This window comes from Microbacterium sp. NPDC008134, from assembly GCF_042957055.1.
Lineage (GTDB): Bacteria > Actinomycetota > Actinomycetes > Actinomycetales > Microbacteriaceae > Microbacterium.
The window spans coordinates 387,182-409,978 of the sequence record NZ_JBIBHO010000002.1; the positions used below are offsets into that span (position 1 = coordinate 387,182).

19 protein-coding genes are annotated in these 22,797 nt (G+C 70.6%); 15 read left to right on the forward strand and 4 right to left on the reverse strand.

Annotation, left to right across the window (positions count from 1 at the left end; genetic code table 11):
* Positions 1-3 precede the first annotated feature (3 nt).
* From ACFY9N_RS12655 to ACFY9N_RS12670, 4 genes are read left to right on the forward strand one after another with little or no spacing between them, the layout of a single operon-like run.
* On the forward strand, positions 4-975 hold the full coding sequence (locus ACFY9N_RS12655) for a sugar phosphate isomerase/epimerase family protein (protein ID WP_391478999.1): 972 nt from the start codon (positions 4-6) through the stop codon (positions 973-975).
* A complete protein-coding gene (locus ACFY9N_RS12660) occupies positions 972-1,979 on the forward strand; it encodes a sugar phosphate isomerase/epimerase family protein (protein ID WP_391479001.1) in 1,008 nt (335 codons plus the stop codon). Before ACFY9N_RS12655 ends, ACFY9N_RS12660 begins: the two co-directional genes overlap by 4 nt.
* A 13-nt stretch (positions 1,980-1,992) precedes the next feature.
* A complete protein-coding gene (locus tag ACFY9N_RS12665; protein WP_391479003.1) occupies positions 1,993-2,865 on the forward strand; it encodes a sugar phosphate isomerase/epimerase family protein in 873 nt (290 codons plus the stop codon).
* A gap of 10 nt (positions 2,866-2,875) precedes the next feature.
* The gene (locus ACFY9N_RS12670; RefSeq protein WP_391479004.1) at positions 2,876-4,162 is read left to right on the forward strand and encodes an MFS transporter; all 1,287 of its coding nucleotides are present in this window, start codon (positions 2,876-2,878) and stop codon (positions 4,160-4,162) included.
* Here ACFY9N_RS12670 and ACFY9N_RS12675 read toward each other — a convergent pair.
* Positions 4,143-5,099 (reverse strand): NYN domain-containing protein, encoded by a 957-nt coding sequence (locus ACFY9N_RS12675; protein WP_391479005.1) that lies wholly within the window; start codon positions 5,097-5,099, stop codon positions 4,143-4,145. The two genes, ACFY9N_RS12670 and ACFY9N_RS12675, sit on opposite strands and share 20 nt — an antisense overlap.
* 2 nt (positions 5,100-5,101) lie before the next feature.
* Complete coding sequence (locus ACFY9N_RS12680; protein WP_391479006.1) at positions 5,102-6,112, reverse strand: Gfo/Idh/MocA family protein; 1,011 nt, start codon at positions 6,110-6,112, stop codon at positions 5,102-5,104.
* Between the two features lie 124 nt (positions 6,113-6,236).
* Between ACFY9N_RS12680 and ACFY9N_RS12685 the strand changes: the two genes are divergently transcribed.
* From ACFY9N_RS12685 to ACFY9N_RS12720, 8 genes are all read left to right on the forward strand, one after another.
* On the forward strand, positions 6,237-7,646 hold the full coding sequence (locus ACFY9N_RS12685) for an NtaA/DmoA family FMN-dependent monooxygenase (protein ID WP_391479008.1): 1,410 nt from the start codon (positions 6,237-6,239) through the stop codon (positions 7,644-7,646).
* 80 nt (positions 7,647-7,726) lie between these two features.
* Positions 7,727-9,361 carry a TIGR04028 family ABC transporter substrate-binding protein gene (locus tag ACFY9N_RS12690; protein WP_391479009.1) on the forward strand — a complete coding sequence of 545 codons (1,635 nt, stop codon included), beginning with the start codon at positions 7,727-7,729 and terminating at the stop codon, positions 9,359-9,361.
* Complete coding sequence (locus tag ACFY9N_RS12695) at positions 9,361-10,359, forward strand: ABC transporter permease (RefSeq protein WP_391479010.1); 999 nt, start codon at positions 9,361-9,363, stop codon at positions 10,357-10,359. Before ACFY9N_RS12690 ends, ACFY9N_RS12695 begins: the two co-directional genes overlap by 1 nt.
* Entirely contained in the window at positions 10,356-11,261 is a 906-nt protein-coding gene (locus ACFY9N_RS12700) for an ABC transporter permease (RefSeq protein ID WP_391479011.1), read from the forward strand. Before ACFY9N_RS12695 ends, ACFY9N_RS12700 begins: the two co-directional genes overlap by 4 nt.
* Positions 11,258-12,883: a dipeptide ABC transporter ATP-binding protein gene (locus ACFY9N_RS12705; RefSeq protein WP_391479013.1), complete on the forward strand. Its 1,626-nt coding sequence runs from the start codon at positions 11,258-11,260 to the stop codon at positions 12,881-12,883. Before ACFY9N_RS12700 ends, ACFY9N_RS12705 begins: the two co-directional genes overlap by 4 nt.
* Positions 12,880-13,905, forward strand: coding sequence for a putative FMN-dependent luciferase-like monooxygenase (locus ACFY9N_RS12710; RefSeq protein ID WP_391479014.1), 1,026 nt, complete (start codon positions 12,880-12,882; stop codon positions 13,903-13,905). Before ACFY9N_RS12705 ends, ACFY9N_RS12710 begins: the two co-directional genes overlap by 4 nt.
* Complete coding sequence (locus ACFY9N_RS12715; RefSeq protein ID WP_391479015.1) at positions 13,902-14,477, forward strand: CMD domain protein; 576 nt, start codon at positions 13,902-13,904, stop codon at positions 14,475-14,477. The genes ACFY9N_RS12710 and ACFY9N_RS12715 overlap by 4 nt, the downstream gene beginning before the upstream one ends.
* Entirely contained in the window at positions 14,474-15,106 is a 633-nt protein-coding gene (locus tag ACFY9N_RS12720; protein WP_391479017.1) for an alkylhydroperoxidase domain protein, read from the forward strand. The genes ACFY9N_RS12715 and ACFY9N_RS12720 overlap by 4 nt, the downstream gene beginning before the upstream one ends.
* A 26-nt stretch (positions 15,107-15,132) precedes the next feature.
* Here ACFY9N_RS12720 and ACFY9N_RS12725 read toward each other — a convergent pair whose 3' ends face one another.
* The gene (locus tag ACFY9N_RS12725; RefSeq protein ID WP_391479018.1) at positions 15,133-16,074 is read right to left on the reverse strand and encodes a zinc-binding alcohol dehydrogenase family protein; all 942 of its coding nucleotides are present in this window, start codon (positions 16,072-16,074) and stop codon (positions 15,133-15,135) included.
* Positions 16,075-16,092: 18 nt separating this feature from the next.
* Positions 16,093-20,043, reverse strand: coding sequence for an ATP-dependent RNA helicase HrpA (gene hrpA / locus ACFY9N_RS12730; RefSeq protein WP_391479019.1), 3,951 nt, complete (start codon positions 20,041-20,043; stop codon positions 16,093-16,095).
* 44 nt (positions 20,044-20,087) lie between these two features.
* Here hrpA and ACFY9N_RS12735 point away from each other — a divergent pair, with 44 nt between their 5' ends.
* The 3 genes from ACFY9N_RS12735 to msuE all read left to right on the forward strand — a co-directional run bounded on the left by ACFY9N_RS12735 (position 20,088) and on the right by msuE (position 22,753).
* Positions 20,088-21,278, forward strand: a complete 1,191-nt coding sequence (locus tag ACFY9N_RS12735; RefSeq protein WP_391479020.1) for a heparan-alpha-glucosaminide N-acetyltransferase domain-containing protein — start codon at positions 20,088-20,090, stop codon at positions 21,276-21,278.
* Positions 21,275-22,111: an aldo/keto reductase gene (locus tag ACFY9N_RS12740; protein ID WP_391479022.1), complete on the forward strand. Its 837-nt coding sequence runs from the start codon at positions 21,275-21,277 to the stop codon at positions 22,109-22,111. The genes ACFY9N_RS12735 and ACFY9N_RS12740 overlap by 4 nt, the downstream gene beginning before the upstream one ends.
* 72 nt (positions 22,112-22,183) lie before the next feature.
* Positions 22,184-22,753, forward strand: a complete 570-nt coding sequence (gene msuE, locus ACFY9N_RS12745) for an FMN reductase (protein ID WP_391479024.1) — start codon at positions 22,184-22,186, stop codon at positions 22,751-22,753.
* Positions 22,754-22,797 lie beyond the last annotated feature (44 nt).

Consider the following 22,797-nt stretch of genomic DNA (forward strand, 5'->3'; position numbering starts at 1 on the left):
AGCATGACGCTCACCAGGGATCACTTCTCGCTCAACACCCTGCAGTGGATCACCGTGTCGCTCGGAGAATCGACGGGGGATCCGGGACACGTCGGATGGGAGTTCGACCGCCCGAGCTTCCTCGCCCGCCAGCCGATCGTGCTCGGACAGGTACGCGACGCCGGCTTCTCGTCGGTGATGCTGGAGGTGCTGCCGACCCAGACGCTCCAGTCCTACGCGCGGGTCGTCGCGGACTCCGGTCTGAAGGTCACCCCGGGCTACGTGCACATCGGGCTCCCGGAGGAGTTCGGGCGCGACCACACGGGTGACGCCGAGGCTCGGTTCCGGTGGTTCGACGGCATCCGCCGCCGCGCCGAGGAGTCGCTGTACCTGGGTCTCGACCGCGTGTTCCTCGCCGCCGACATGGCGCCGGGGAGGCCGCGCATCGACGAGGCCGCCGCGGTGGGCCACGCGTTCGACGCGACCCGCCTCGACCGGGTGACCGACATCATCGGTCAGGCGGCCGAGGTGCTGGTCGCCGAGGGCGTGACGCCCGCGCTGCACAACCACGTCGGCACCTGGATCGAGACCGAGGCCGAATACGATCACGTGCTCGACGCGATCTCGCCGTCGCTGCTGGCCGCGGGTCCCGACATCGGGCACCTGGCCTGGACGGGAACGGATGTCGTGGCCTGGGTGGCCGCGCACGCGGACCGCATCTCGGATCTGCACGTGAAGGACCTGGACCTCGCCCTCGCGAAGAGCGCGCGCGAGAAGCTCACCCCGTACTTCGACGTCATGGCCCAGCGCTTCTTCCTCGAACCGGGTCTCGGCGATGTACCGATCCGCGAGGCGCTGGCCGAACTGCCGGACGATTTCGACGGTACGGTTCTGATCGAGGTCGACAAGCCCAGCATGGAACCGTTCGAGAGCGCGAAGACCAGCTGGGCGTGGATCGCCGAGAACTACCCCGCGCCAACGGAGGCACATCGATGAGCACGCATCCCGTCACCCTGTTCACCGGCCAGTGGGCCGATCTGCCGTTCGAGGAGGTGGCCCGGCTCGCCGCGGAGTGGGGGTACGACGGGCTGGAGATCGCGGCATCCGGAGACCACCTCGACCTGAAGCGCGCCGACGAGGACGACGCCTACGCGGCATCCCGTCTCGAGATCCTCGAGCGCCACGGACTGCAGGTCTTCGCGATCTCGAATCACCTCGCCGGCCAGGCGGTGTGCGATGCGCCGATCGACTTCCGCCACCAGGCGATCCTCCGGGACTACGTGTGGGGCGACGGCGAGGCGGAGGGTGTGCGGCAGCGCGCCGCCGACGACATGAAGCGCGCGGCGCGCGTGGCCCGCAAGCTCGGCGTCGACACCGTCGTCGGGTTCACCGGCTCATCGATCTGGCCCTACGTCGCGATGTTCCCTCCGGTGCCGGCATCCGTCATCGATGGCGGTTTCGAGGACTTCGCCGAGCGCTGGAACCCGATCCTCGACGTCTTCGACGCCGAGGGCGTGCGGTTCGCACACGAGGTGCACCCGAGCGAGATCGCCTACGACTACTGGTCGTCCGTGCGGGCGCTCGAGGCGATCGACCACCGAGAGGCGTTCGGGTTCAACTGGGACCCCTCGCACATGATGTGGCAGAACATCGACCCGGTGGGCTTCATCGTCGACTTCGCCGACCGGATCTACCACGTCGACTGCAAGGACACGCGGATGCGTCCGCAGAACGGTCGCGCCGGGGTGCTCGGCTCGCACCTGCCGTGGGGCGACCCGCGGCGCGGGTGGGACTTCGTCTCGACAGGGCACGGCGACGTGCCATGGGAGGACTCCTTCCGCGCTCTCGACGCGATCGGGTACACCGGACCCATCTCGATCGAGTGGGAGGACGCCGGCATGGACCGTCTGCACGGTGCCGCTCAGGCCGTCGAGTACGTGCGATCGCTGCTGTGGCCGAAGCCCACGGCCTCCTTCGACGCCGCGTTCAGCAACCAGTGAGCGGGCGCACGCGATGACGGTTCAGATCGGCATCCAGCTCTACTCGGTGCGGGACTCCCTCGCGCGCGATCCGGAGGGCACTCTCGCGCGGCTCGCCGAGCTCGGGTTCACGCGCATCGAGGGCGCCAACCACCAGGCGCTCACCGACCCGGGCATCGGCTTCGGCATCACGGCCGAACGCCTGCGCACCGCGCTCGATCGCAACGGCCTCCAGCTCGTCGGCTCGCACATCAACCCCCTCGATCCCGAGATCCTCGGCCCGGTGCTCGACTTCCACGCGAGCATCGGCAATCCGGCCATCGCATGCGACATCGAGTTCTACCCGTACGGGGACCTCGACTACGTCAGACGCCGCGCCGACGTGTTCACGCGCGTGGGCGAGATGTGCGCCGAGCGAGGGATGGTCTTCGCGTATCACAACCACTTCCAGGAATTCCAGGAGTTCGGGGGCGCCACCGTGTACGAGCACGTGCTCGAGAACACCGACCCCGCGCTCGTCAAGATCGAGATGGACACGTTCTGGATGTATCGCGCGGGGCAGGATCCGCTCGAGTGGATCCGGCGATACGGAGACCGGGTGATCCTCTCGCACCAGAAGGACTTCCCGGCGGGGCTCGACGAGCCGCTGAACCTGTACGAGGGCGTCGTGGCGAAGGATGCCGTGATCGACATGGATCTGTTCGAGGAGGTGAAGAACGAGGCCGCGTTCACCGAGATCGGCACCGGCATCCTTCCGATCCAGGACATCATCGACGCGCTGGACGCCCTGCCCGCGTTCCGATTCCTGCTCCTGGAGCAGGATCACAGCGCACTCGACGAGCTGGAATCGGTCGCGCGCAGTCGGGCGGCGTTCGATCGCTACGCGAACATCAGCTTCTCGGCATGAACGCGCGGGCATGAGTTCCTGGCGCGATCGCTTCACGCGCGAATCCCTCACCCGGTCGTTCGCCGCACTGCGCGTCCGCGAGTACCGCCGCTGGAGCATCGCGCAGCTGCTGTCGTCGGCGGGCGGTGCGGCGTCGCAGATCGCGATCGCCTGGCTCGTGGTCGAGCTCGGGGGAGACGGGGTCGCCCTCGGAGTCGTGACCGCGTGCATGATGGTGCCGACGCTCGCCCTCGGACCCTTCATCGGGGTGCTCGTCGACCGCTACTCGCGGCGATCGGTGCTTCTCGTCACGGCGTTCGCGCAGATGGCGGTGGCCGCCGCGCTCGCGGCCCTGGCGTTCGGCGGAGCGCTCGAGATCTGGATGCTGATGGCGCTCTCGCTCGCTCACGGCCTCGCGTTCGCGGCCGACAACCCGGCACGGCAGCTGCTGGTGCTCGACCTCGTCGGGCGCGAGCGCGTCACGAGCGCGGTGAGCATGAACGAGGTGATCATCAACGGCGCTCGCGTGCTGGGGCCGGCGGTGGCGGGACTGCTGCTCGTGTTCGCGGATGCCGCGTGGTGCTTCGTCGTGAACGCCCTGGTGTTCGTGCCGTCGATCATCGTGCTGCTGTCGCTTCGGTTGCGCTCGCGCCCGACCCCGGCGCCGTCGGTCGAGGAGTCGGCCGCGCCCGACCCGCCGTCGACGGGCGCCTGGCGGTTCGTGGCGCACACGCCGCCGGTGCGGCAGACCCTCCTGCTCGCCGTGTGCGCGGCGGCCGGATACAACATCGCGGTCGTGATCCCGCTGATCGTCGCGAACGTCTTCCGCGCCGACGGCGGCACCTACGGGTTGCTCGCCGTCGCCTTCGGGCTCGGCGCTCTGCCCGGTGCGTTCTTCTCGGCCACCGGGCCCACGACACCGCGAGGCGGCGAGGTGCGGATGCTGGCGGCGCTGATGGGTCTGGCGGTTCTCCTGTCGGCGGCGGCCCCCGTGCTGCCGCTGCTGTTCATCGGTCTCGCCGTGGTCGGGGCGATCGTGATGTGGTTCATCGCGCGTGCCAACGCGCTCGTCATGCTGTCGACCCCGACACCGATCCGTGGTCGCGTGATGGGGATCTGGGCGATGGCGCTCCCCGGATCGACGGTCGTGACCGGTGTGCTCGTGGGTGCGCTCGCGCAGGTCACCGATCCCCGCTTCGCCTACGCGGCGGTCGGGGCGGTGACGGTGGTCGTGGCCCTGCTCTCGTGGCGCGCCCTCGGCCGTCATAACCCGAGCGGTGACCCGGGTGACGACCGGATCAGCGGTCGCGGAGTCTGACCAGGCGCTCGTGACCGGTCTCTTCGAGCTCGGCCATCTCGTCGCGCGACTTGAGGAAGTCCGAGAACGACCGGTAGCCCAGGCCCTTCTCGCTGAACGACGGGTCCATGCGGCGCATGTGCGTCTTCACCGCCGAGCTGTGCAGCCACTCGTCGGCGTCGGCCTTGTCTTGTCCGAGGCGCAGAGCGCGCTCGAGCAGAGCGGTGGCCTCCTGCTGCGGGTCGACCACGGCCTCGGCGGTCGCGGTGCCCGACGACTTCGCGCGCCGGGATCGGGTGGTCTTCTTGGATGTCTCGGTCGGGGCATCCGTCGTGGCATCCGCTGCCTCGACCGGTGCCGCCACCACGGCGGGAGCGGTCGTCTTCACCGGTCGCGTGACGCCCGAGAGCGAGTCGTATGCCTCGAACTCGTCGCAGGCCGCCGCGAGGGATTTGGCGGTCGAGCCCGCCACGCCCACACCGATCACGTAGCGGCCGAGGCGCTTGCAGCGCTGGGCGAGCGGCACGTAGTCGCTGTCACCGGCGACGATCACCACGTGCGTGAGGTCGGGCAGGCGGAACATGTCTTCGACGGCATCGACGGCGAGACGGATGTCGGCGCCGTTCTTCGCGTAGGCGGCGGCGGGGAAGAGCTGGACCAGGTCGACCGCGCGCGCGACGAGCTGCGAGCGGTACACCGCGTTCACCGGTGACGACCAGTCCGCGTAGGCGCGGGTGAGCACGAGCGTGCCGAACGACGCGGCGTAGTCGATGATCGCCCCGACCTCGATCATCGCGAGGCTCAGGCGCTCGGCGACCTCGGGGTCGTTCGGGTTCTCGCTGATGCGCTGACGGTCCTTGCCGTAGGCGTTGCGACCGTGCACGCGGTCGTACCAGGAGATGACGATGTTGTCGAAGTCGAGATAGACCGCGACGCGGGCATCCGTCGTCTCGGCCATGATCAGTCCTGCGCTCCGGTCGTCTCGCCGGGGTAGGTCACGCCGATCTGGCGGCGGATCTCGTCGAGAGTGCCCATGATGGCGACCGACTCGGCGAGCGGCAGGATGTCGCCGGCGAGGTTGCCCTCGCGAACGAGCCGTTCGGCGGCGAGAGCCTCGAACTGCATGCCGCGACCGCCGGTCTCGGGGTCGAGGCGCCCGTCGAACTCCTCGAGCATCGTGCCCTCGGGGTCGATCACGCGCAGCACCGAGGGCGCCCAGAAGAAGCGATCGATCTCGATGCGCGCCTTCGTGCCGAGGATCGTGGCCCGGTTCGGTCCGGCCGTCCGCGACGACGAAAGGGTGGTCGACACGGCACCGCCCTCGTGCGTCATGACGGTCGCGACCTCGGCGTCGGCACCGGTCTCGATGAGACGGGCGACGGCGTGCGTGGTGGTCGGGGCACCCAGGATGTCCCAGACGAAGGAGATCGGGTAGATGGCGAGGTCGAGGAGCGCTCCGCCGCCGAGCTCGAGCGCGTTGAGGCGGTGGGTGGGATCGGAGGGGAGGAGCTGGGTGTGGTCGGCGGTGACCGAGCGCACCTCGCCCAGCGTGCCCGCGGCGAGGATCTCGCGGGCCCGGATCATGTGCGGCAGGTAGCGGGTCCACATCGCCTCGGTCGCGAGCAAACCGCGCTCCGTGGCGAGTCGCTGCAGGTCTTCGGCCTCGCTCCGGTTGAGGGTGAAGGCCTTCTCGATCAGCACGTGCTTGCCGGCCTCGAGCGCGAGGCGGGCGTTCGCGTGGTGCAGCGGGTGGGGCGTGGAGACGTAGATGATGTCGACGTCGGGATCGGCGACGAGCGCCTCGTACGACGCGTGCGCGTGGGGGATGTCGAAGCGGGCGGCGAAGGCATCCGCCGACTCCTGCGAGCGCGACCCCACGGCCACCAGGTCGAGACCCGCGACGCGCAGGTCGGAAGCGAACGAGCCGGCGATACCGCCGGTGGCGAGGATTCCCCATCGAAGACCAGTCATGCCCCCAGCGTAGAGGGTGCCGGCGACACCGCGGTCGCCGGGGCGTATGTCGATCTGTTGCGCCGCGTGACCTGCGGCTTCACGGGTCGAGCACCGAGCGATCCGCGCTCCTACCGTGGCGGGCATGACCGAACCACTGATCATCGGCGCCATGGTGCGCACCCTCGGCGCCTACCCCTCCGGTTGGCGCCACCCCGGCGCCCATCGCGATCCCGCGGGAGACGCCGCGGTGCTCCGGCGCATCGCCGAACTCGGGGAGGAGGCGGGCCTCGACTACCTCTTCTTCGGGGACTGGCTCGCGACCGGACCCGATCTGGAGTTCCGCGACCCCTACCTGCTCGCCCGCATCGATCCGCTGAGCGCGGTGCTCTTCCTCGCCGGGGTCACGTCGCGGATCGGGCTGATCGCCACGGTGAACACGACCTACGCCGACCCCTACGCGACGGCCAGGGCGCTCGCGTCGCTCGATGTGCTCACCGGGGGTCGTGCCGGGGTGAACCTCGTGACCGGGGTCGAGCCGCGGGCCGCCGGCAACCACGGCCGCGACGCGCACGCCGACAACGAGAACCGTTACGACCGCGCCGAGGAGTTCGTCACCGCGCTCGACCGCTTGTGGGATTCGTGGAGCGCGGACGCCTGGATCGCGGATGCCGACCGCGGCGTGCTCATCGAACCGGAGGGGCTCCGTGCCGCCGGGATCGAAGGTGCGCACGTGCGCGTGACCGGTCCGCTCAACGTCGCGCGGCCCCCGCAGGGCCGCCTGCCGATCGTGCACGCGGGCACGTCGCCGCGGTCGCGCGCGCTCGCCGCGACGGAGGCCGATCTCGCGCTCATCGCGGCGCCGACCCTGGCCGACGCCGTGGCCACGCGCACGGGCCTCCGGCTGCTCGCCGCCGAGGCGGGGCGCTCACCGGAGGCGGTGCGGGTCATCGCCCCGGTGCTGCCGGTGGTGGGGGAGACGGATGCCGAGGCGCAGGCCATCGTGGTCCGGCTGCTCTCGCTCGTCCCCCTCGCCGAGGAGCATCAGCGCGACCGCACCGCTTTCCCTGCGAACCGCACGGTCGCGGCGCTCGCGGATGCGCTCGGCGTCGCGACCGACGACCCGCTCCGCACCGCGGCGTTCGATGCCCCGGTGACCGCGGCGGAGGCGGAGCGTCTGGGTGCGGGGGGAACGGCGCTGATCGAGCGCCTCGCCCGCATCGCGGGGCTCACGGTCGACGGGGCTCGTCATGGCACCCCGCTCACGTGGCGGCACCTGGTCGCCGCTCACGCCGTGCCCGGCGCGTTCGTGGTGGGGAGCGCGGCATCCGTCGCCGATCACTTCGAGACCTGGCGCGATGCCGGTGCGGCCGACGGCTTCAACGTGCTCTCTGCCTTCCAACCCGCGCAGTTCGAGGCGTTCACCGCTCTCGCGGCCCCCGAACTGCGCCGTCGCGGACTGCTCGGACGCGAGGGAGCGAACCTCCGGGAGCGCCTGAGTGTTACCGCGCGAGTCGGGTCGAGTCGTCTCGTGTCGAGCGGTGTCGACGCGTGACCCCGCCACCGCACGGCACCGATCGCTCTGCCTAACGTGATCCCCATCCCGCACCGCACACCCCTCCGGAGGACCCTCGCATGACACGTCGCATCACCCGCGTCGCCGCCCTCGCACTCCCGTTCGCCCTCGCGGCGAGCCTCGTCGCCTGCTCCTCATCCCAGGCGCCGTCCGACGTGCCCACCGAGGCGGGCGACCCCGTCGAGGGCGGCACGCTCACGTATCTCGAGCACCAGGCGTACACGAACCTCTACCCGCCGCAGGCCGGGTTCTACCCGAACGGCGGGATCGTCAACAACATCGCCGCCCGCCTCACGTGGCAGAACCCCGAGACGCTCGAGATCGAGCCGTGGATCGCCGCCGACTGGACCGTGAACGACGACGCCACCGAGTACACGTTCGACCTCAAGCCCGACGTGACGTTCTCGGACGGCACCCCCGTCGACGCAGCCGTCGTGGCGAAGAACTTCGACACCTACGGTCTCGGCGACGCCGCCCGCGGACTCACGATCTCCGAGGCGATCAACAACTACGCCAGCAGCGAGGTCGTCGACGACGACACCGTGACGTTCCGCTTCACGGCGCCGTCGCCCGGATTCCTCCAGGCGACCTCGACGATCAACTCGGGACTGCTGTCGTCCGACACCCTCGACGGCACGATCGAGGACTTCGGTGCGGGCAACGCCGCCGAGATCATCGGGGCGGGCCCCTTCACCGTCTCGGACGAGAAGCTCGGCACCGAGTACACACTCGCCGCGCGCGAGGACTACGCGTGGGCGCCGGAGAGCGCCGAGAATCAGGGCCGCCCCTACCTCGACGCGGTGCACGTGCTCATCACCCCCGAGGACTCCGTGCGCATCGGCTCGCTGCTCTCGGGCCAGGCCGACTACGTCCGCTACGTGCAGGCGTTCGACGAGGATCGGGTCGAGGCGGCGGGCTTCACGCTCTACGCCCCGCAGACCCGCGGCGTGAACAACTCGATCGCGCTGCGCCCCGAGAACCCGCTGCTCGGAGACATCCGCGTGCGGCAGGCGATCATCGCCGGCGTCAACGCGCAGGAGGTCGTCGACACCCTCTTCACCGAGAACTATCCGGTGGCGACGTCCGTGCTCTCCTCGCAGGCGCTGGGGTACAAGGACGAGTCCGAGCACTACGCCTACGACCCCGAGAAGGCGGAGGAGCTGCTCGACGAGGCCGGATGGGAGCCCGGAGCCGACGGCGTCCGCGAGAAGGACGGCGAGCGCCTGTCGATCACGGTCTACGAGGCGAAGCCGCAGCCGCTGTCGAAGCAGTCGCTCGAACTGGTGGGACAGCAGCTCGCGAAGATCGGCGTCGAACTCACGGTCAAGCCCGGTGACGCCGGCACCTATGCCGAGGACACCCGCGATCCACTGAAGACCGGCTTCTACCACTCGATGGTCGGCCGCGCGGATCTCGACGTGATCAAGAGCCAGTACTTCACGAAGAACCGCGACGTGCTGATCTCGCAGGACGCCGAGCTCGACGCGCTGCTGCTCGCGATCGCCTCCGAGCCGGATGCCGACAAGCGCGTCGCCGCCACCGAGGCCGCGCAGGACTACATCGCCGAGCAGGCGTACGTGATCCCGCTGTTCGAGGAGCCGCAGGTCTACGGCGCCGCGACCTACGTGCAGGGTGTGGACTTCGAATCCGTCGCGCGTCCGACGTTCTCGGGCGTCTGGCTGCAGGAGCACTGATGACCTTCGTCCTCCGACGAGCCGGGCAGGCCGCGATCGTTCTGATCGCGGCCTTCACGGCCACCTTCTTCCTGCTGCAACTGCTGCCGGGCGATGCGATCCTGATCAAGTTCTCGGACCCGAGCCTCGGGCTCTCTCCCGCGCAGCTCGACAGCATCCGAGCCACCTACGGGGCGGACCTGCCCTGGTGGGAGCAGTACCTGCACGCGGGACTCGGGTTCCTCGCGGGGGACTTCGGTTACTCGACCCAGTTCGGCACCCCGGTGCTGACGATGCTCGCCGAGGCGCTGCCGCAGACGCTGCTGCTCGCCTGCTTGGGCCTCGTGCTCGCGCTGCTGATCGCGGTGCTCGTCGCCGGCCTGTCGTCGCTGTCGCCGTTCGCATGGCTGCGCGACGGTCTGCGGCAGGTGCCGGGCCTCTTCGTCGCGGTGCCGGTGTTCTGGCTCGGCATCCTGCTCATCCAGGTGTTCTCGTTCGGGCTCGGCTGGGTGCCGGTCGTGGGTGCGGATCCGGTGAGCGGTCTGATCCTGCCGGTACTGACGCTCGCGGTGCCGATCTCCGCTCCGCTGGCGCAGGTGCTCGTGCGGGCGATCGATCAGGTGCAGGCGCAGCCCTTCATCACGGTGGTGCGCGCCAAGGGCGCGCCGCCGGTGTGGGTGCTCACGCGCTCGGTCGCCCGGAACGCCGCGGTGCCCGTGCTCACGATCGCGGGCGTGCTGTTCGGCGAGCTGGTCGGCGGGGCGGTGGTGACCGAGACGGTGTTCGGACGCGCGGGCATCGGTCGCCTCACCGAGCAGGCGGTCGCGAACCAGGACATCCCCGTGCTGCAGGGCGTCGTGCTGTTGTCGGCGCTCGGGTTCGTCATCATCAGCTTCGCGGTCGACCTCGTCACGCCGCTCATCGATCCGCGACAGCGGCGGACGAGCCGCACGAGGGCGCGACGCGCATCGGACGTCTCGACCGCCCCGTCGCCGCACGCTCAGGAGGTCCCGGCATGACCGTCATCGCCCCCGTACCCGCCGCCGAGAACACCGCCGGTGGCGTCACCGAGAACACGGATGCCTCGCCCTCCGCCTCCTCGCCCCGAAACCCGCGCCGGGCACTCCCCACTCGCCCCTGGGGCCTGTACCTCTCCGTCCTCGTCGTCGCACTCGCCGTGCTCTGGGCCCTGGTGCCCGGGGTCTTCGCACCGGGCAGCCCGATCGACGCGGTGCCGGCCGACAAGCTGCTGCCGCCGAGCGCGGCGCACTGGTTCGGCACCGACACCCTCGGTCGCGACCTGTTCGGCCGCGTCGTGCACGGGGCCGTCCACTCGCTCTCGGGTGCCCTGATCGCGGTGACCGTCGGCCTCGCCCTCGGCACCCTCATCGGTGCGGTCGCGGGGGCGCTGGGCGGCGTGATCGACGACATCCTCATGCGGATCGTCGACGTGCTCCTCGCGATCCCCGGCCTGCTGCTCTCGCTGTCGGTGATCATCCTGCTCGGGTTCGGCACCGTGAACGCGGCGATCGCCGTGGGTCTCGGCAGCGTGGCGGCGTTCGCGCGGCTCATGCGCGCCGAGGTCGCCCGGGTGCGCCGCACGGAATACGTCGAGGCGGCCTACGGCAGTGGAGGCACCTTCATCACCGTGCTGCGGCGGCACGTGCTGCCCAACTCGCTCACCCCGATCGCCGCGCTCGCCGCGCTGCAGTTCGGCACCGCGATCCTCGCGATCTCCACGCTCGGCTTCCTCGGCTACGGCGCGCCGCCGCCCACCCCCGAGTGGGGTCTGCTGATCGCCGAGGGCCGCAACTACGTCGCGACCGCCTGGTGGCTCACCGCGCTCCCCGGCCTCGTGGTAGTGGCCGTCGTGCTCAGCGCCAACAGGATCAGTCACCGTCTGGGAAGGAATGTCCGATGAGCGCATCCACCGTTCTCTCCGTGCAGGATCTGACGGTCTCGTACGGCATCCGCGAGGTCGTCCACGGGGTCTCGTTCGAACTCGCCGAGGGGGAGACGCTCGCGCTCGTCGGCGAATCGGGGTCGGGCAAGTCGACGACCGCGCACGCGATCCTGGGTCTGCTCCCCGCGGGCGGCCGGGTCGGCGGCGGCAGCGTGCGTCTCGGTGAACTCGAGATCGCCGGGTGGAGCGACCGCGCCCTCCGCGGCATCCGCGGTCCGGAGATCGGTCTCGTACCGCAGGACCCGGTGACCTCGCTCGATCCGGTGCGGCCGATCGGTGCGCAGGTCGAGGAGATCCTGCGGCTGCACGGCCACCGTGAGCGCCGCGCCCGTCGCGAGCGAGTGATCGAACTCCTCGATCGGGTCGGCATCGACGATCCGGCGTTGCGCGCCCAGCAGTATCCGCACGAGCTCTCCGGCGGGATGCGCCAGCGCGTGCTGATCGCGACGGCGATCGCGCTGCGCCCGCGGCTGCTGATCGCCGACGAGCCGACCAGTGCGCTGGATGCCACGGTGCAGCGCCGGGTGCTCGACCTGCTCGACGAGCTGCGCGAGGAGGAGGGCACCAGCATCCTGCTCGTCACCCACGATCTCGGCGTCGCGGCCGACCGCGCGCAGCGGATCGTGGTGCTCAAGGACGGTCGCATCGTCGAACAGGGCGAGAGCGGGAGCGTTCTGGAGGCGCCGACGGATGCCTACACCCGCCAGCTCCTCGCCGACGCGCCCGCCTTCACGACGGGTTTCCGGCGGCCGGAGGCGCCGCCCTTCCTGCGGGATGCGGCGACGGTCGCGGCCGAGAAGCCCTATGCGATCGAAGCCTCGAACCTGGTGAAGGAGTTCCGGGTGGCGGGGCGCGAGCGCTTTCGTGCCGTCGACGACGTGTCTTTCCGGGTGCGCACAGGCACCACGCACGCGCTGGTGGGGGAGTCCGGTTCGGGCAAGACGACGACCGCGCGCCTGGTCACGCGGTTCCTGCAACCGGATGCCGGGACGATCGAGGTCGACGGCGAGGATGTGACGGATGCCGCGCGGGAGCGCCTGCGCGCGCTGCGGCGTCGCATCCAGCTCGTCTACCAGAATCCGTTCGCCTCGCTCGATCCGCGGCAGCGCGTGGTCGACATCGTCGCCGAGCCCCTGCAGAGCTTCCGCGTCGGTACGCGTACCGAGCGGCGGGAGCGATCGCTCGCCCTGCTCGATCGGGTCGCGTTGCCGCAGGACCTCGCGCAGCGCCGACCGAGCGAGCTGTCGGGCGGCCAGCGACAGCGCGTCGCGATAGCCCGGGCGCTCGCGATCGATCCCGAGATCGTCGTGCTCGACGAGGCGGTCTCGGCGCTCGACGTGACGGTGCAGGCCCGCATCCTGGAGCTTCTCTCGTCGTTGCAGAGCGAGCTCGGACTCACCTATCTCTTCATCTCGCACGACCTCGCGGTGGTGCGCCGCATCAGTCACACGGTGTCGGTGATGCGGCACGGTCGCATCGTCGAGGACGGCGCGACCGAAGAACTCTTCCACGACCCCCAGCACGACTACACCCGGGAACTGCTCGCCGCGGTCCCGGGCAGAACGGAGGTGCCCGTATGACGGCATCCGCTCCCACCGTCGCCTTCTTCACGCGTCTGCTCGACGATGCGTCGCCGGCCGAACGGTATGCGCTCGCGACCGCGCAGATCCAGCATGCCGAGCGGCACGGGATCGGCCGCGCCTGGGTGGCCCAGCATCACTTCCATGCCGCGGAGGGCGGGCTGCCCTCGCCGCTCGTGCTCCTCGCGCACGTGGCCGCGCGGACCTCGCGCATCCGCCTCGGAACCGGGGTGGTGACGCTGCCGTTGGAGGATCCGGTGCGCGTGGCCGAGGATGCCGCGGTCGCCGATCTGCTCTCGGGCGGGCGGATCGATCTCGGTCTCGGCAGCGGCGGCACCCCGTCGTCGTTCGTGCCCTTCGGGGAGGACGTGCGCGCGAAGGCCGCCACCTATGACCGCAAGCTCCAGGTGCTGGTCGACGCGCTGGAGGGGCGAGACGTCGGTGCGGGCAACGCGATCTACCCCGACACCTCGACCCTCGCCGAACGGGTGTGGCAGGCGACCTTCTCAGCTCCCGGTGGTCATCGCGCCGGCATCCGCGGGCATGGTCTGCTGCTGTCACGCACGCAGCCCCGCCCGACGGAGGCGCCGCACGCGCCGCTGTCGGCGCTGCAGGATCCGATCATCGACACCTATCTGGCGGCGCTGCCCGACGGTGTCGCCCCGCGCATCACGGCGTCACGCACGGTGTTCGTCGCCGACGATCGGGCCGAAGCGCTGCGCTTCGCCGAGGTCGGCCTGCGCCGCGCCGCCGAGGGGTTCCGGGCGCAGGGGCAGACGATCACGGGCGACAGCCTCGATGAGCTGATCGTCGCGCTCGACACCCACCTCGGCACGCCCGAGCAGGTCGCCGAATCGCTCGCCGCCGACACCACGCTGGCCCGCGCGACCGAGGTCGCCTTCCAGGTGCACTCGGTCGATGCTCCGCACGAGCACGTGCTGCGCTCGATCGAACTGTTCGCCGAGCGGGTCGCCCCGGCTCTCGGCTACGCCATCCACCCCACTCTCGAGGAGAAGAAATGACCCAGGACGTCGTCGACCGGATCGTGGGGGTGACGCCGGAGCTGGATGCGCTGCGGAACCGTCGCCCGGTCACCCGCGAGCAACTGCAGGCGAGCTTCGATGCACTGTTCGCCCCCGTCTCGGATGCCGAGGTGTCGCAGGCCGAGCGCGAGATCGTCGCGGCGTTCACGACAGCGCTCGCCGGGGCGGACGACCCGACGGCGCGGTTCTATGCCGCGCGGGCGCTCGCCGCCGATCCCGAGCAGGGCCGCATCGCGCTGGACGAGGCTGCGCGGTCGGCGGCCTCCGGTCCCTTCGGCGCGTACACCGAGCTGGGTCTGCAGTCCGAGAACACCGACGGCGCGCGCTACACGCCCTCGGACGCCGCGGTCGCCGCCCTCGGGGAGCGCCTCGCGGCGGCCCTCGCGCACGCGCACCTGCTCGTGCTGCGTCCGCGCGAGGCGTCGGGGGACGACCTGGGTCGTCTCGTCGAGTCCGGGTGGTCGGCCGACGGCATCATCACTCTCTCGCAACTCGTCTCGTTCCTCGCGTTCCAGCAGCGCGTCGTCACCGGATTGAAGGTTCTCGCATGACGTCTCCCACCTCCCTCGACGCCCGTACGGCCGGTCCGCTGCGGCACGCCGATTCGCCGCACCCGCACGCGTTCACCCGCGCGAACGTCGGGTGGACGCCGCATCTCGCCCCGCTCGCGGTCGAGGAGCTGACCGATCGCCACTACGAGGGTCTGGTCGATGGGGCGCGCGCGAAGAACGACTACTTCCGGCTGCTCGCGCGTGACCCCGAGGTGCTGAAGGCGCGCACCCTCGTCGACAACGACATCTTCTACAACGTCGCGGAGGGGTTGCCGCGCGCGGATCGCGAGCTCGCGGCGACGGCTGCGTCGCGTCGCAACGGGTGCGTGTTCTGCGCCTCGGTGCACTCCCGCTTCGCGGCGCACCACGGCAAGCGTCCCGACGACGTCGACCTGCTGCTCGACGAGGGTGTGGGGGTCGATCTCGGGGAGCGGTGGAACGCGATCGTCGCGGCATCCGTGGCGCTGACCGAGACCCCCACCGCGTTCGGCGCGGCCGAGGTCGATCGCCTGCGTGCGGCGGGGCTCGACGACCTCGAGATCGCCGACGTCATCCACGGCGCGGCGTTCTTCAACTGGGCGAACCGCCTGATGCTGTCGATCGGCCGGGCGGTGGCGCCGACGGACTGAGTGTCGCTCGTCTGAGGGAACCAGTCCTACGGCACCAGCACGATCTTGCCCGCGACGTGCTCCTCGACGAGCTCATGGGCCCGGGCTGCCTCGGCGAGGGGCAGCTCGGGTCCGAGCTCGATCACGAAGTCGCCGCTGGCGAGGAGTTCGATGGTCTTCGGCAGCGCCTCGGCGCGCCAGGCCTGCTCCTCGTCGGTGAGCGGGATCGGCGAGCCGCCCGAGAAGGCGCGGATGCCGAACGACGCCGCGTCCGGTCCGCGGACGATCGTGCCGATGCGGTCCCGGTCGGCGACGAGTGCGAGGGACACCTCGATGGCCTCGTCGGTGCCGGCGCCGTCGAACACCACGGTGACGGGCGACGGCGCGGCCTCGCGGACGCGCTCGAGCAGGCCGTCGCCGTAGGCCACGGGGATCGCGCCGAGTTCGCGCAGCTGCGCGTGGCGCGACGGGCTGGCGGTCGCGATCACGGTCGTGCCCCACGCGACGGCGAACTGCACGGCCGCCTGACCGACGGCACCCGACCCTGCGTGCACGAGCAGCACGTCGTCGGGGCCCACGGCGAGCGAGCGCAGCACCTGGTACGCGGTGCCGGCGGGGATGCCGATGCCCGCGCCCTCCGCGGCGGTCACCGAGTCCGGCAGGAGGGCGAGGTTCTCGGGGCGCACGAGCAGCGCCGACGCGTAGGTGCCGTGGGCATCGCGGATCGCGACCCGGTCGCCGACCGCGAATCCCTCGACACCCTCGCCGACCTGATCGACCACACCCGCGCCGTCGAAGCCGACCGGGCGGGGCTCGGTGATGGGCGGCGAGGGGCGGCGTCCGCCGCGCACCTTCGCGTCGATCGGGTTGACGCCCGCCGCCTCGATGCGCACCACGATCTCGCCGGGACCGGCGATCGGATCGGGCACCTCGGTGAGGTGGAGGACGTCGGGGGAGCCGATTTCGGTGTAGACGATCGCGCGAGCCATGCCTTCAGGCTACCGGCGCTACTTCCCGGCGAGGGCCTTCATGATGCGCTGCGGCGACACCGGCTGCGCGGTGCCGAGGCGCTGGGCGAACACGCTCACGCGGTATTCCTCGAGCAGCCAGCGGGTCTCGACGAGCGCGGGCGCGGCGCCGCGGGGGAGGGGGATCGTGCCCCCGGCATCCTCGTAGGCCTTCGCCATCCGCTCGTACTCGCTCATGCGCGTGCGATCCTTGCCGGGCTCCGACGCGAGCGTCTTCAACCGGTCGACCATGCCGCCGAGGTACCGGGGGAAGTGCGCGATCCTGTCGACGCCGGCGGCCGACACGAACCCCGGATGCAGCAGCCCCGACAGCTGCGTGCGGATGTCGTTCAGCGGCCCCAGGAGGGCGAGGGAGTTCTGCGACTTGATGCCGCGCTCCACCTCGCGCGACTGGGTGAGGATGCGGGCGACGAGCGACACGCACGCGAACAGTTCGTCGACGAGCGCCGTCGACACGGCATCCCGCACCCGCGTGTATTCGGCTTCTGTGCGCACGACGCCGTCGGGCACGATCCCCTGAATGACCTTCCGCGCCACCGCCGCCCGGCAGTCCTCGATCAACGCAGCCGCCGACGGGTACGGCGATGCCGCGAGCGCGAGCTTCTCCTGGCTGGTCAGGTGCTGCTGCACGTACGACGAGGGTGACGGCACAGCCAGCAGCATGAGGCGCAGCACGCCGTCGCGGGTGGCGTCGGCCGCGGCATCCGCCGATGACTCCACGCGCACCGCGACGGTCTTGCCCTCGTCGACGATCGCCGGGTAGCCGCGCACGACGCCGCCGGCGACGCGCGTGTCGAGCACCTCGGGCAGGTCGCCGAACGTCCAGGCGACGAGGCCCGACTGCTCGATCGGACCCCGAGCGGATGCCGCCGCCACCGCCTCGGAACCACCACCGCGCGGGTGGGGCCCTCGCGACGGCTTCGCGATCGAACGCGCGACGCTGCTGCGCGCGCGATCCGACAGATCCGCCTGCAGGGTCGAGAGATCGCGGCTCGAGCCGGCCACGCGCCCACGCTCGTCGACCGCGCGGAAGTTCATGCGCAGGTGCGCGGGTACGCGCTTGTCCTCGAAGTCCGCGGCGGAGACGAGCTGATTCGCGAGCGGCTGGATCAGCCGCGCGAGCGCCTCCTTCAACGACCGCGCCGGACGGCCGTCGTGATCCTCGGGGCCCTGGCCCGCAAGCTCGGCACCGAACTTCTCGGCCCAGTCCGCGGCGGGCACGACGTGGCGCCGGATCGCCTTGGGCAACGCGCGCAGCAGGCCCGTGATGAGTTCGGCGCGCAGACCCGGCACCTGCCAGTCGAAGCCCGTGTCGTCGATCTGGGCGAGCAGCGCGAGCGGCACGACCACGCTCACTCCGTCGTCGGCGGCGCCCGGTTCGAAGCGGTAGGCGAGGCCGAGCACCTGATCGCCCTGCGTCCAGCGGGTGGGGAACTCGCTCTGCGAGGCCCGCCCGTCGTCGTCGATCAGGTCTGCCTCGCGCATGACGAGCAGCTTCGGCGTCGATGCCAGCGCCTCGCGCCACCATTTCTCGAACGATCGAACGTCGAAGACCTCGGCGGGGATGCGTTCGTCGTAGAAGCGGAACACGGCCTCGTCGCCCGCGAGGATGTCGCGACGGCGCTCGCGTTCCTCGAGCTTCTCCAGGCGCTTGCGCAGTTCGGCGTTGCTGCGCCAGAACGCGCTCACCCGCTTGTCGATGCGGCTCGGGTCCCACTCGCCCTCGACGAGCGCGTGCCGCACGAAAAGTTCGCGCGAGGCGGCGCGGTCGATGCGGGCGAATTGCACGCGGCGCCGCGGGATGATCTCCAGCCCGAACAGCGTCACCTTCTCGTACGCGACGGCGGCGCCGGCGTCCTTCGACCAGTGCGGCTCGGTGACCTGGCGCTTGGCGAGGTCGCCGGCGAGCGGCTCGGCCCACGCCGGGTCGATCGCCGCGACCGTGCGGGCGAAGGTGCGCGAGGTCTCGACGATCTCTGCGGCGATCACCGCACGCGGACTCTTCTTGCGCAGGCCGGACCCGGGGAAGATCGAGAAGCGGATGCCGCGCGCGCCGCGGTACTCGGCGACGCGACGGCCTTTGTCCTTCGCGGGGGAGTGGCCCTTGCCCGCCGGCGCCGTGCGCTCGTCGAGCAAGCCGATCTGCGAAAGGAGCCCCGAGAGGATCGCCCGGTGGATCGAGTCGGGATCGCTGCTGCCGTCGCCCTTCGGCTCCGCGCTCTTCACGAGCGTCTTGAGCTGACGGTGCACGTCGAACCACTCCCGCACCCGCACGTAGTTGAGGTGCTCGGCGCGGCAGAGGCGGCGGAACGCGCTCGATCCGAGCTCCCGCTGCTGCTCGCGCAGGTGGTTCCAGAGATTCAGCAGGGTGAGGAAGTCGCTCGTCGGGTCGACGAAGCGCGCGTGCAGCCGATCGGCTTCCTCGCGTCGCTCCTCCGGCCGCTCCCGGACGTCTTGGATCGTCATGCCCGACACGATCGGCAGCAGATCGTGCGTGACGCCGTGGCGCCCGGCCTCGATCAGCATGCGCGCGAAGCGCGGGTCGATCGGCATGCGCGAGATGTCGCGGCCGATGCGCGTGAGGTGCGGTGACCCGTCGCGACGCGACGGCTCCACGGCGCTCAACTCGGTGAGCAGGTCGAACGCCGCCTTCACCCCGCGCGAGTCGGGCGGCGTGAGGAAGGGGAAGTCCGAGATGTCGCCGAATCCGAGCGACAGCATCTGCAGGATGACGGAGGCGAGCGACGTGCGCAGGATCTCGGGTTCGGTGAACTCCGGCCGCTTGGCGAAGTCCTCCTCGGAGTACAGGCGGATCGCGATGCCGTCGCTCGTGCGGCCGGCGCGACCGGAGCGCTGGTTCGCGGATGCCTGCGAGATCGCCTCGATCGGCAGACGCTGCACCTTCGATCGATTGCTGTACCGCGAGATGCGGGCGGTGCCGGTGTCGATCACATAGCGGATGCCGGGGACCGTGAGGCTCGTCTCGGCGACGTTCGTCGCGAGGATCACTCGGCGGCGCACCCCCGCGACCTTGCTGCGCTCGAAGACGCGGTGCTGCTCGGCGGCGGAGAGGCGACCGTAAAGGGGGAGAACCTCGGTGGGGGAGCGATCCTTCGAGTAGGCGCCCCGCACGGCATCGGCGGCGTCGCGGATCTCGGCCTCGCCGGGGAGGAACACCAGCACGTCGCCCGGAGCCTCGCGATCGAGCTCGCGCAGGGCGGCGACGATCGCGGAGACCTCGTCCTCCGGCCCGTCAACGGGTTCACGAACCGCGGGCGCGGCATCCGTCTCGTCGTCGCCGTCGGCGACCAACGGGCGGTAGCGGATCTCGACCGGGTACGTGCGACCGGAGACCTCGATGATCGGCGCGGGTACTTCGTCTCGCTGCGCTCGCTCAGCAACCGACGGAGCGAAGTGCTTCGCGAAACTCTCGGGGTCGATCGTCGCGGAGGTGATGATCACCTTGAGATCGGGGCGTTCGGGCAGGATGCGCGCGAGGTAGCCGAGGAGGAAGTCGACGTTGAGGGAGCGCTCGTGCGCCTCGTCGATGATGATCGTGTCGTAGCGGGTGAGCAACCGATCGCGATGGATCTCGTTGAGCAGGATGCCGTCGGTCATCAGCGCGATTCGGGTGTCGTCGGACACCTTGTCGGTGAAGCGCACCTTGTAACCGACGAGGGTGCCCAGCTCGACCTGAAGCTCCTCGGCGACGCGCTCGGCGATCGTGCGAGCGGCGAGGCGGCGCGGCTGCGTGTGCGCGATCCGTTCGCGCCCGAGCTCGAGGGCGATCTTGGGGAGCTGCGTCGTCTTGCCCGAACCGGTGGCACCCGCGACGATCACGACCTGGTGGTCGCGGATGGCGTCGGCGATCTCGGCCCGGGCCGCGCTGACGGGCAGCTCCGGGGGGAAGGAGATCACGGGAGAGGACATAGCCCTTCATCGTATGCCGACCTCGACCCCCTACGATGCATCGGGTGACCACCGCTCCGCCGTCCCTCAGCGCTCCCGTGCGCTGGTTCCACGATTTCGGGCGCCCGCCGCGCATCCTCGGGCTCGACATCGCCCGCGGCCTCGCGATCCTCGGCATGGCCGGGGCGCACATCGGCGAGACGTCGACGTTCGACTGGGGAGACCCCTCGACCTGGACCGACCTCGTGCACGGCCGCTCATCGATCCTCTTCGCCGTGCTCGCCGGCGTCTCGATCGCCCTCATGACGGGCCGCAGCGCGCTGCCCGACCCCGCCCGGCTGCCGAGCATCCGGCTGAGCCTCGTCGGCCGTGGTGCCGTGATCTTCCTCATCGGTCTCGCGCTCGAGTTCCTGAACACCCCGATCGCGGTGATCCTCACTCTCTACGGGCTCCTCTATGTGGCCGTCATCCCGTTCCTGCGGTGGAAGCCGTGGCAGCTGCTCCTCGGCGCCGGCGTCCTCGCGCTTCTGGGTCCCGCGCTGTTGGCGCTCCTCGGTGCCGTCACGCTGAACCCGTTCGGGGCGGGCATCGGATTCGTGCTCTACGGCAGCTATCCGATCACGGTGTGGATGGCGTTCGTGCTCGGCGGCATGGCGCTCGGGCGATTGCACGTCGCGACGGTGCGCACCGCGGTGATCGCCCTGGCCACCGGCATCCTGCTGGCGGTCGTCGGGTACGGTCTCGGCGCCGCCGGGGGTGATGTCGTGCGCGGCTTCGAGTCTGGGTCGTCGTTCGACGAGCCGCCGGCATCCGGATGGCCCGGATACGCCGATGCTCTCGCCCAGGCCGATCCGCTGGGGTCTGTCCTGCACGCGATCTTCGCGGTCGAGGCGCACAGTGGCGGCACCGCCGAGATCCTGGGCTCGGGCGGTTTCGCGCTCGCCGTGATCGCGCTGTGCCTGCTGCTCAGCCGTCCGCTGCGCTGGCCGCTGTTGCCGCTGGGCGCGCTCGGCTCCATGCCGCTGTCGGCATACAGCGGTCACGTGCTGGCGATCGCGCTGATCACCGGTCCCGGCGGCTACTACACGAGCAACGTCTTCTGGACCGTGCTCGCGATCGGGATGCTGCTGGTCACCACGGTCTGGTCGATCTTCCTCGGGCGGGGTCCGCTCGAGCGACTCGTCGGGTTCGCCGCGCGCAGAATGGCGGCGGTTCCGGCCCGGCCCGACATCACGCGTCCTAGGCTGGACGCATGACGATTCCCTCCCTCGAACTCAACGACGGCACGTCCATCCCCCAGCTCGGCTACGGCGTCTTCAAGGTGCCGGCCGACGAGACCGAGCGCGCCGTGAGCGAAGCGCTCGAGATCGGTTACCGCCACATCGACACCGCCGCGATCTACGGCAACGAAGAGGGCGTCGGCGCCGCGATCGCCGCCTCCGGCATCGCCCGCGACGAGCTCTACATCACCACCAAGCTCTGGAACGACCGCCACCACGACGAGGAGCCGCGCGCCGCGATCGGCGAGAGCCTCGACAAGCTCGGGCTCGACAACGTCGACCTGTACCTCGTGCACTGGCCGACCCCCGCGAAGGACGACTACGTGCATGCGTTCGCGAAGCTCATCGAGCTGCGTGAGGCGGGCCTGACCCGCAGCATCGGCGTCTCGAACTTCCTCGTGCCGCACCTCGAGCGCGTGGTCTCCGAGACCGGCGTCACCCCGGCGGTGAACCAGATCGAGCTGCACCCGGCCTACCAGCAGCGCGACGTCGTCGCGTGGGCCGACCAGCACGACATCAAGATCGAGGCCTGGGGCCCGCTCGGCCAGGGCAAGTACGACCTTTTCGGCACCCCGGCGGTCGCCGATGCCGCTGCGGCGCACGGCGTCACCCCCGCACAGGCGGTGCTGCGCTGGCACCTGCAGAAGGGCATCATCGTGTTCCCGAAGTCGGTGCGCGCCGAGCGCCTGCGCGAGAACCTCGACGTCTTCGGATTCGAGCTGACGGATGCCGAGATCGCCGCGATCGACGCCCTCGACCCGCTCGACGGCTCGGGCCGCGTGGGATCGCACCCGAACGACGTGAACTGACGTTCTTCGTCACATGACGCCCCGTGTCGCCACTCCGCGACACGGGGCGTCTTCGTGAGTACCGTCGAGGACATGACAGCTCCCTACCGTGTCGTCGCCGTGTCCGGCTCGCTCCACGAGCCCAGCAAGACGACCGCCCTCATCCGCGCGATCGCGGCAGCGGTGGCCGAGCGCACCCCGGTCGAGATCGAGGTCATCGAGCTCACCGACATCGGCCCCGATCTCGCGGGCGCCCTGAACCGCGATCAACTCCCGGCCCGCGTCGAGGAGAAGCTCGTCGCGATCGAGCAGGCCGATCTGCTGATCGTCGGCAGCCCCGTCTACCGCGCGTCGTTCACAGGGCTGTTCAAGCACCTGTTCGACTTCGTGGGGCAGTACGAGCTCGTCGGCAAGCCGGTGCTGCTGGCGGCCACGGGCGGCGGCGAGCGCCACGCCCTCATCATCGAGCACCAGCTGCGTCCGTTGTTCGCGTTCTTCCAGGCCCTGACGCTGCCGCTCGGCGTGTACGCGAGCAACACCGACTTCGACGGCTACGAGATCAACTCCGACGTGCTGCGCTCGCGCATCGACCTCGCCGCCGATCGTGCACTGCCGCTCGTCAACTACGCGGCGTCGCAGCCCCTCGCGGCTCTCGCGATCTGACCGCCGTTCCAACGGGAATCCGGCCACGCCATCGGCCCGGGCGC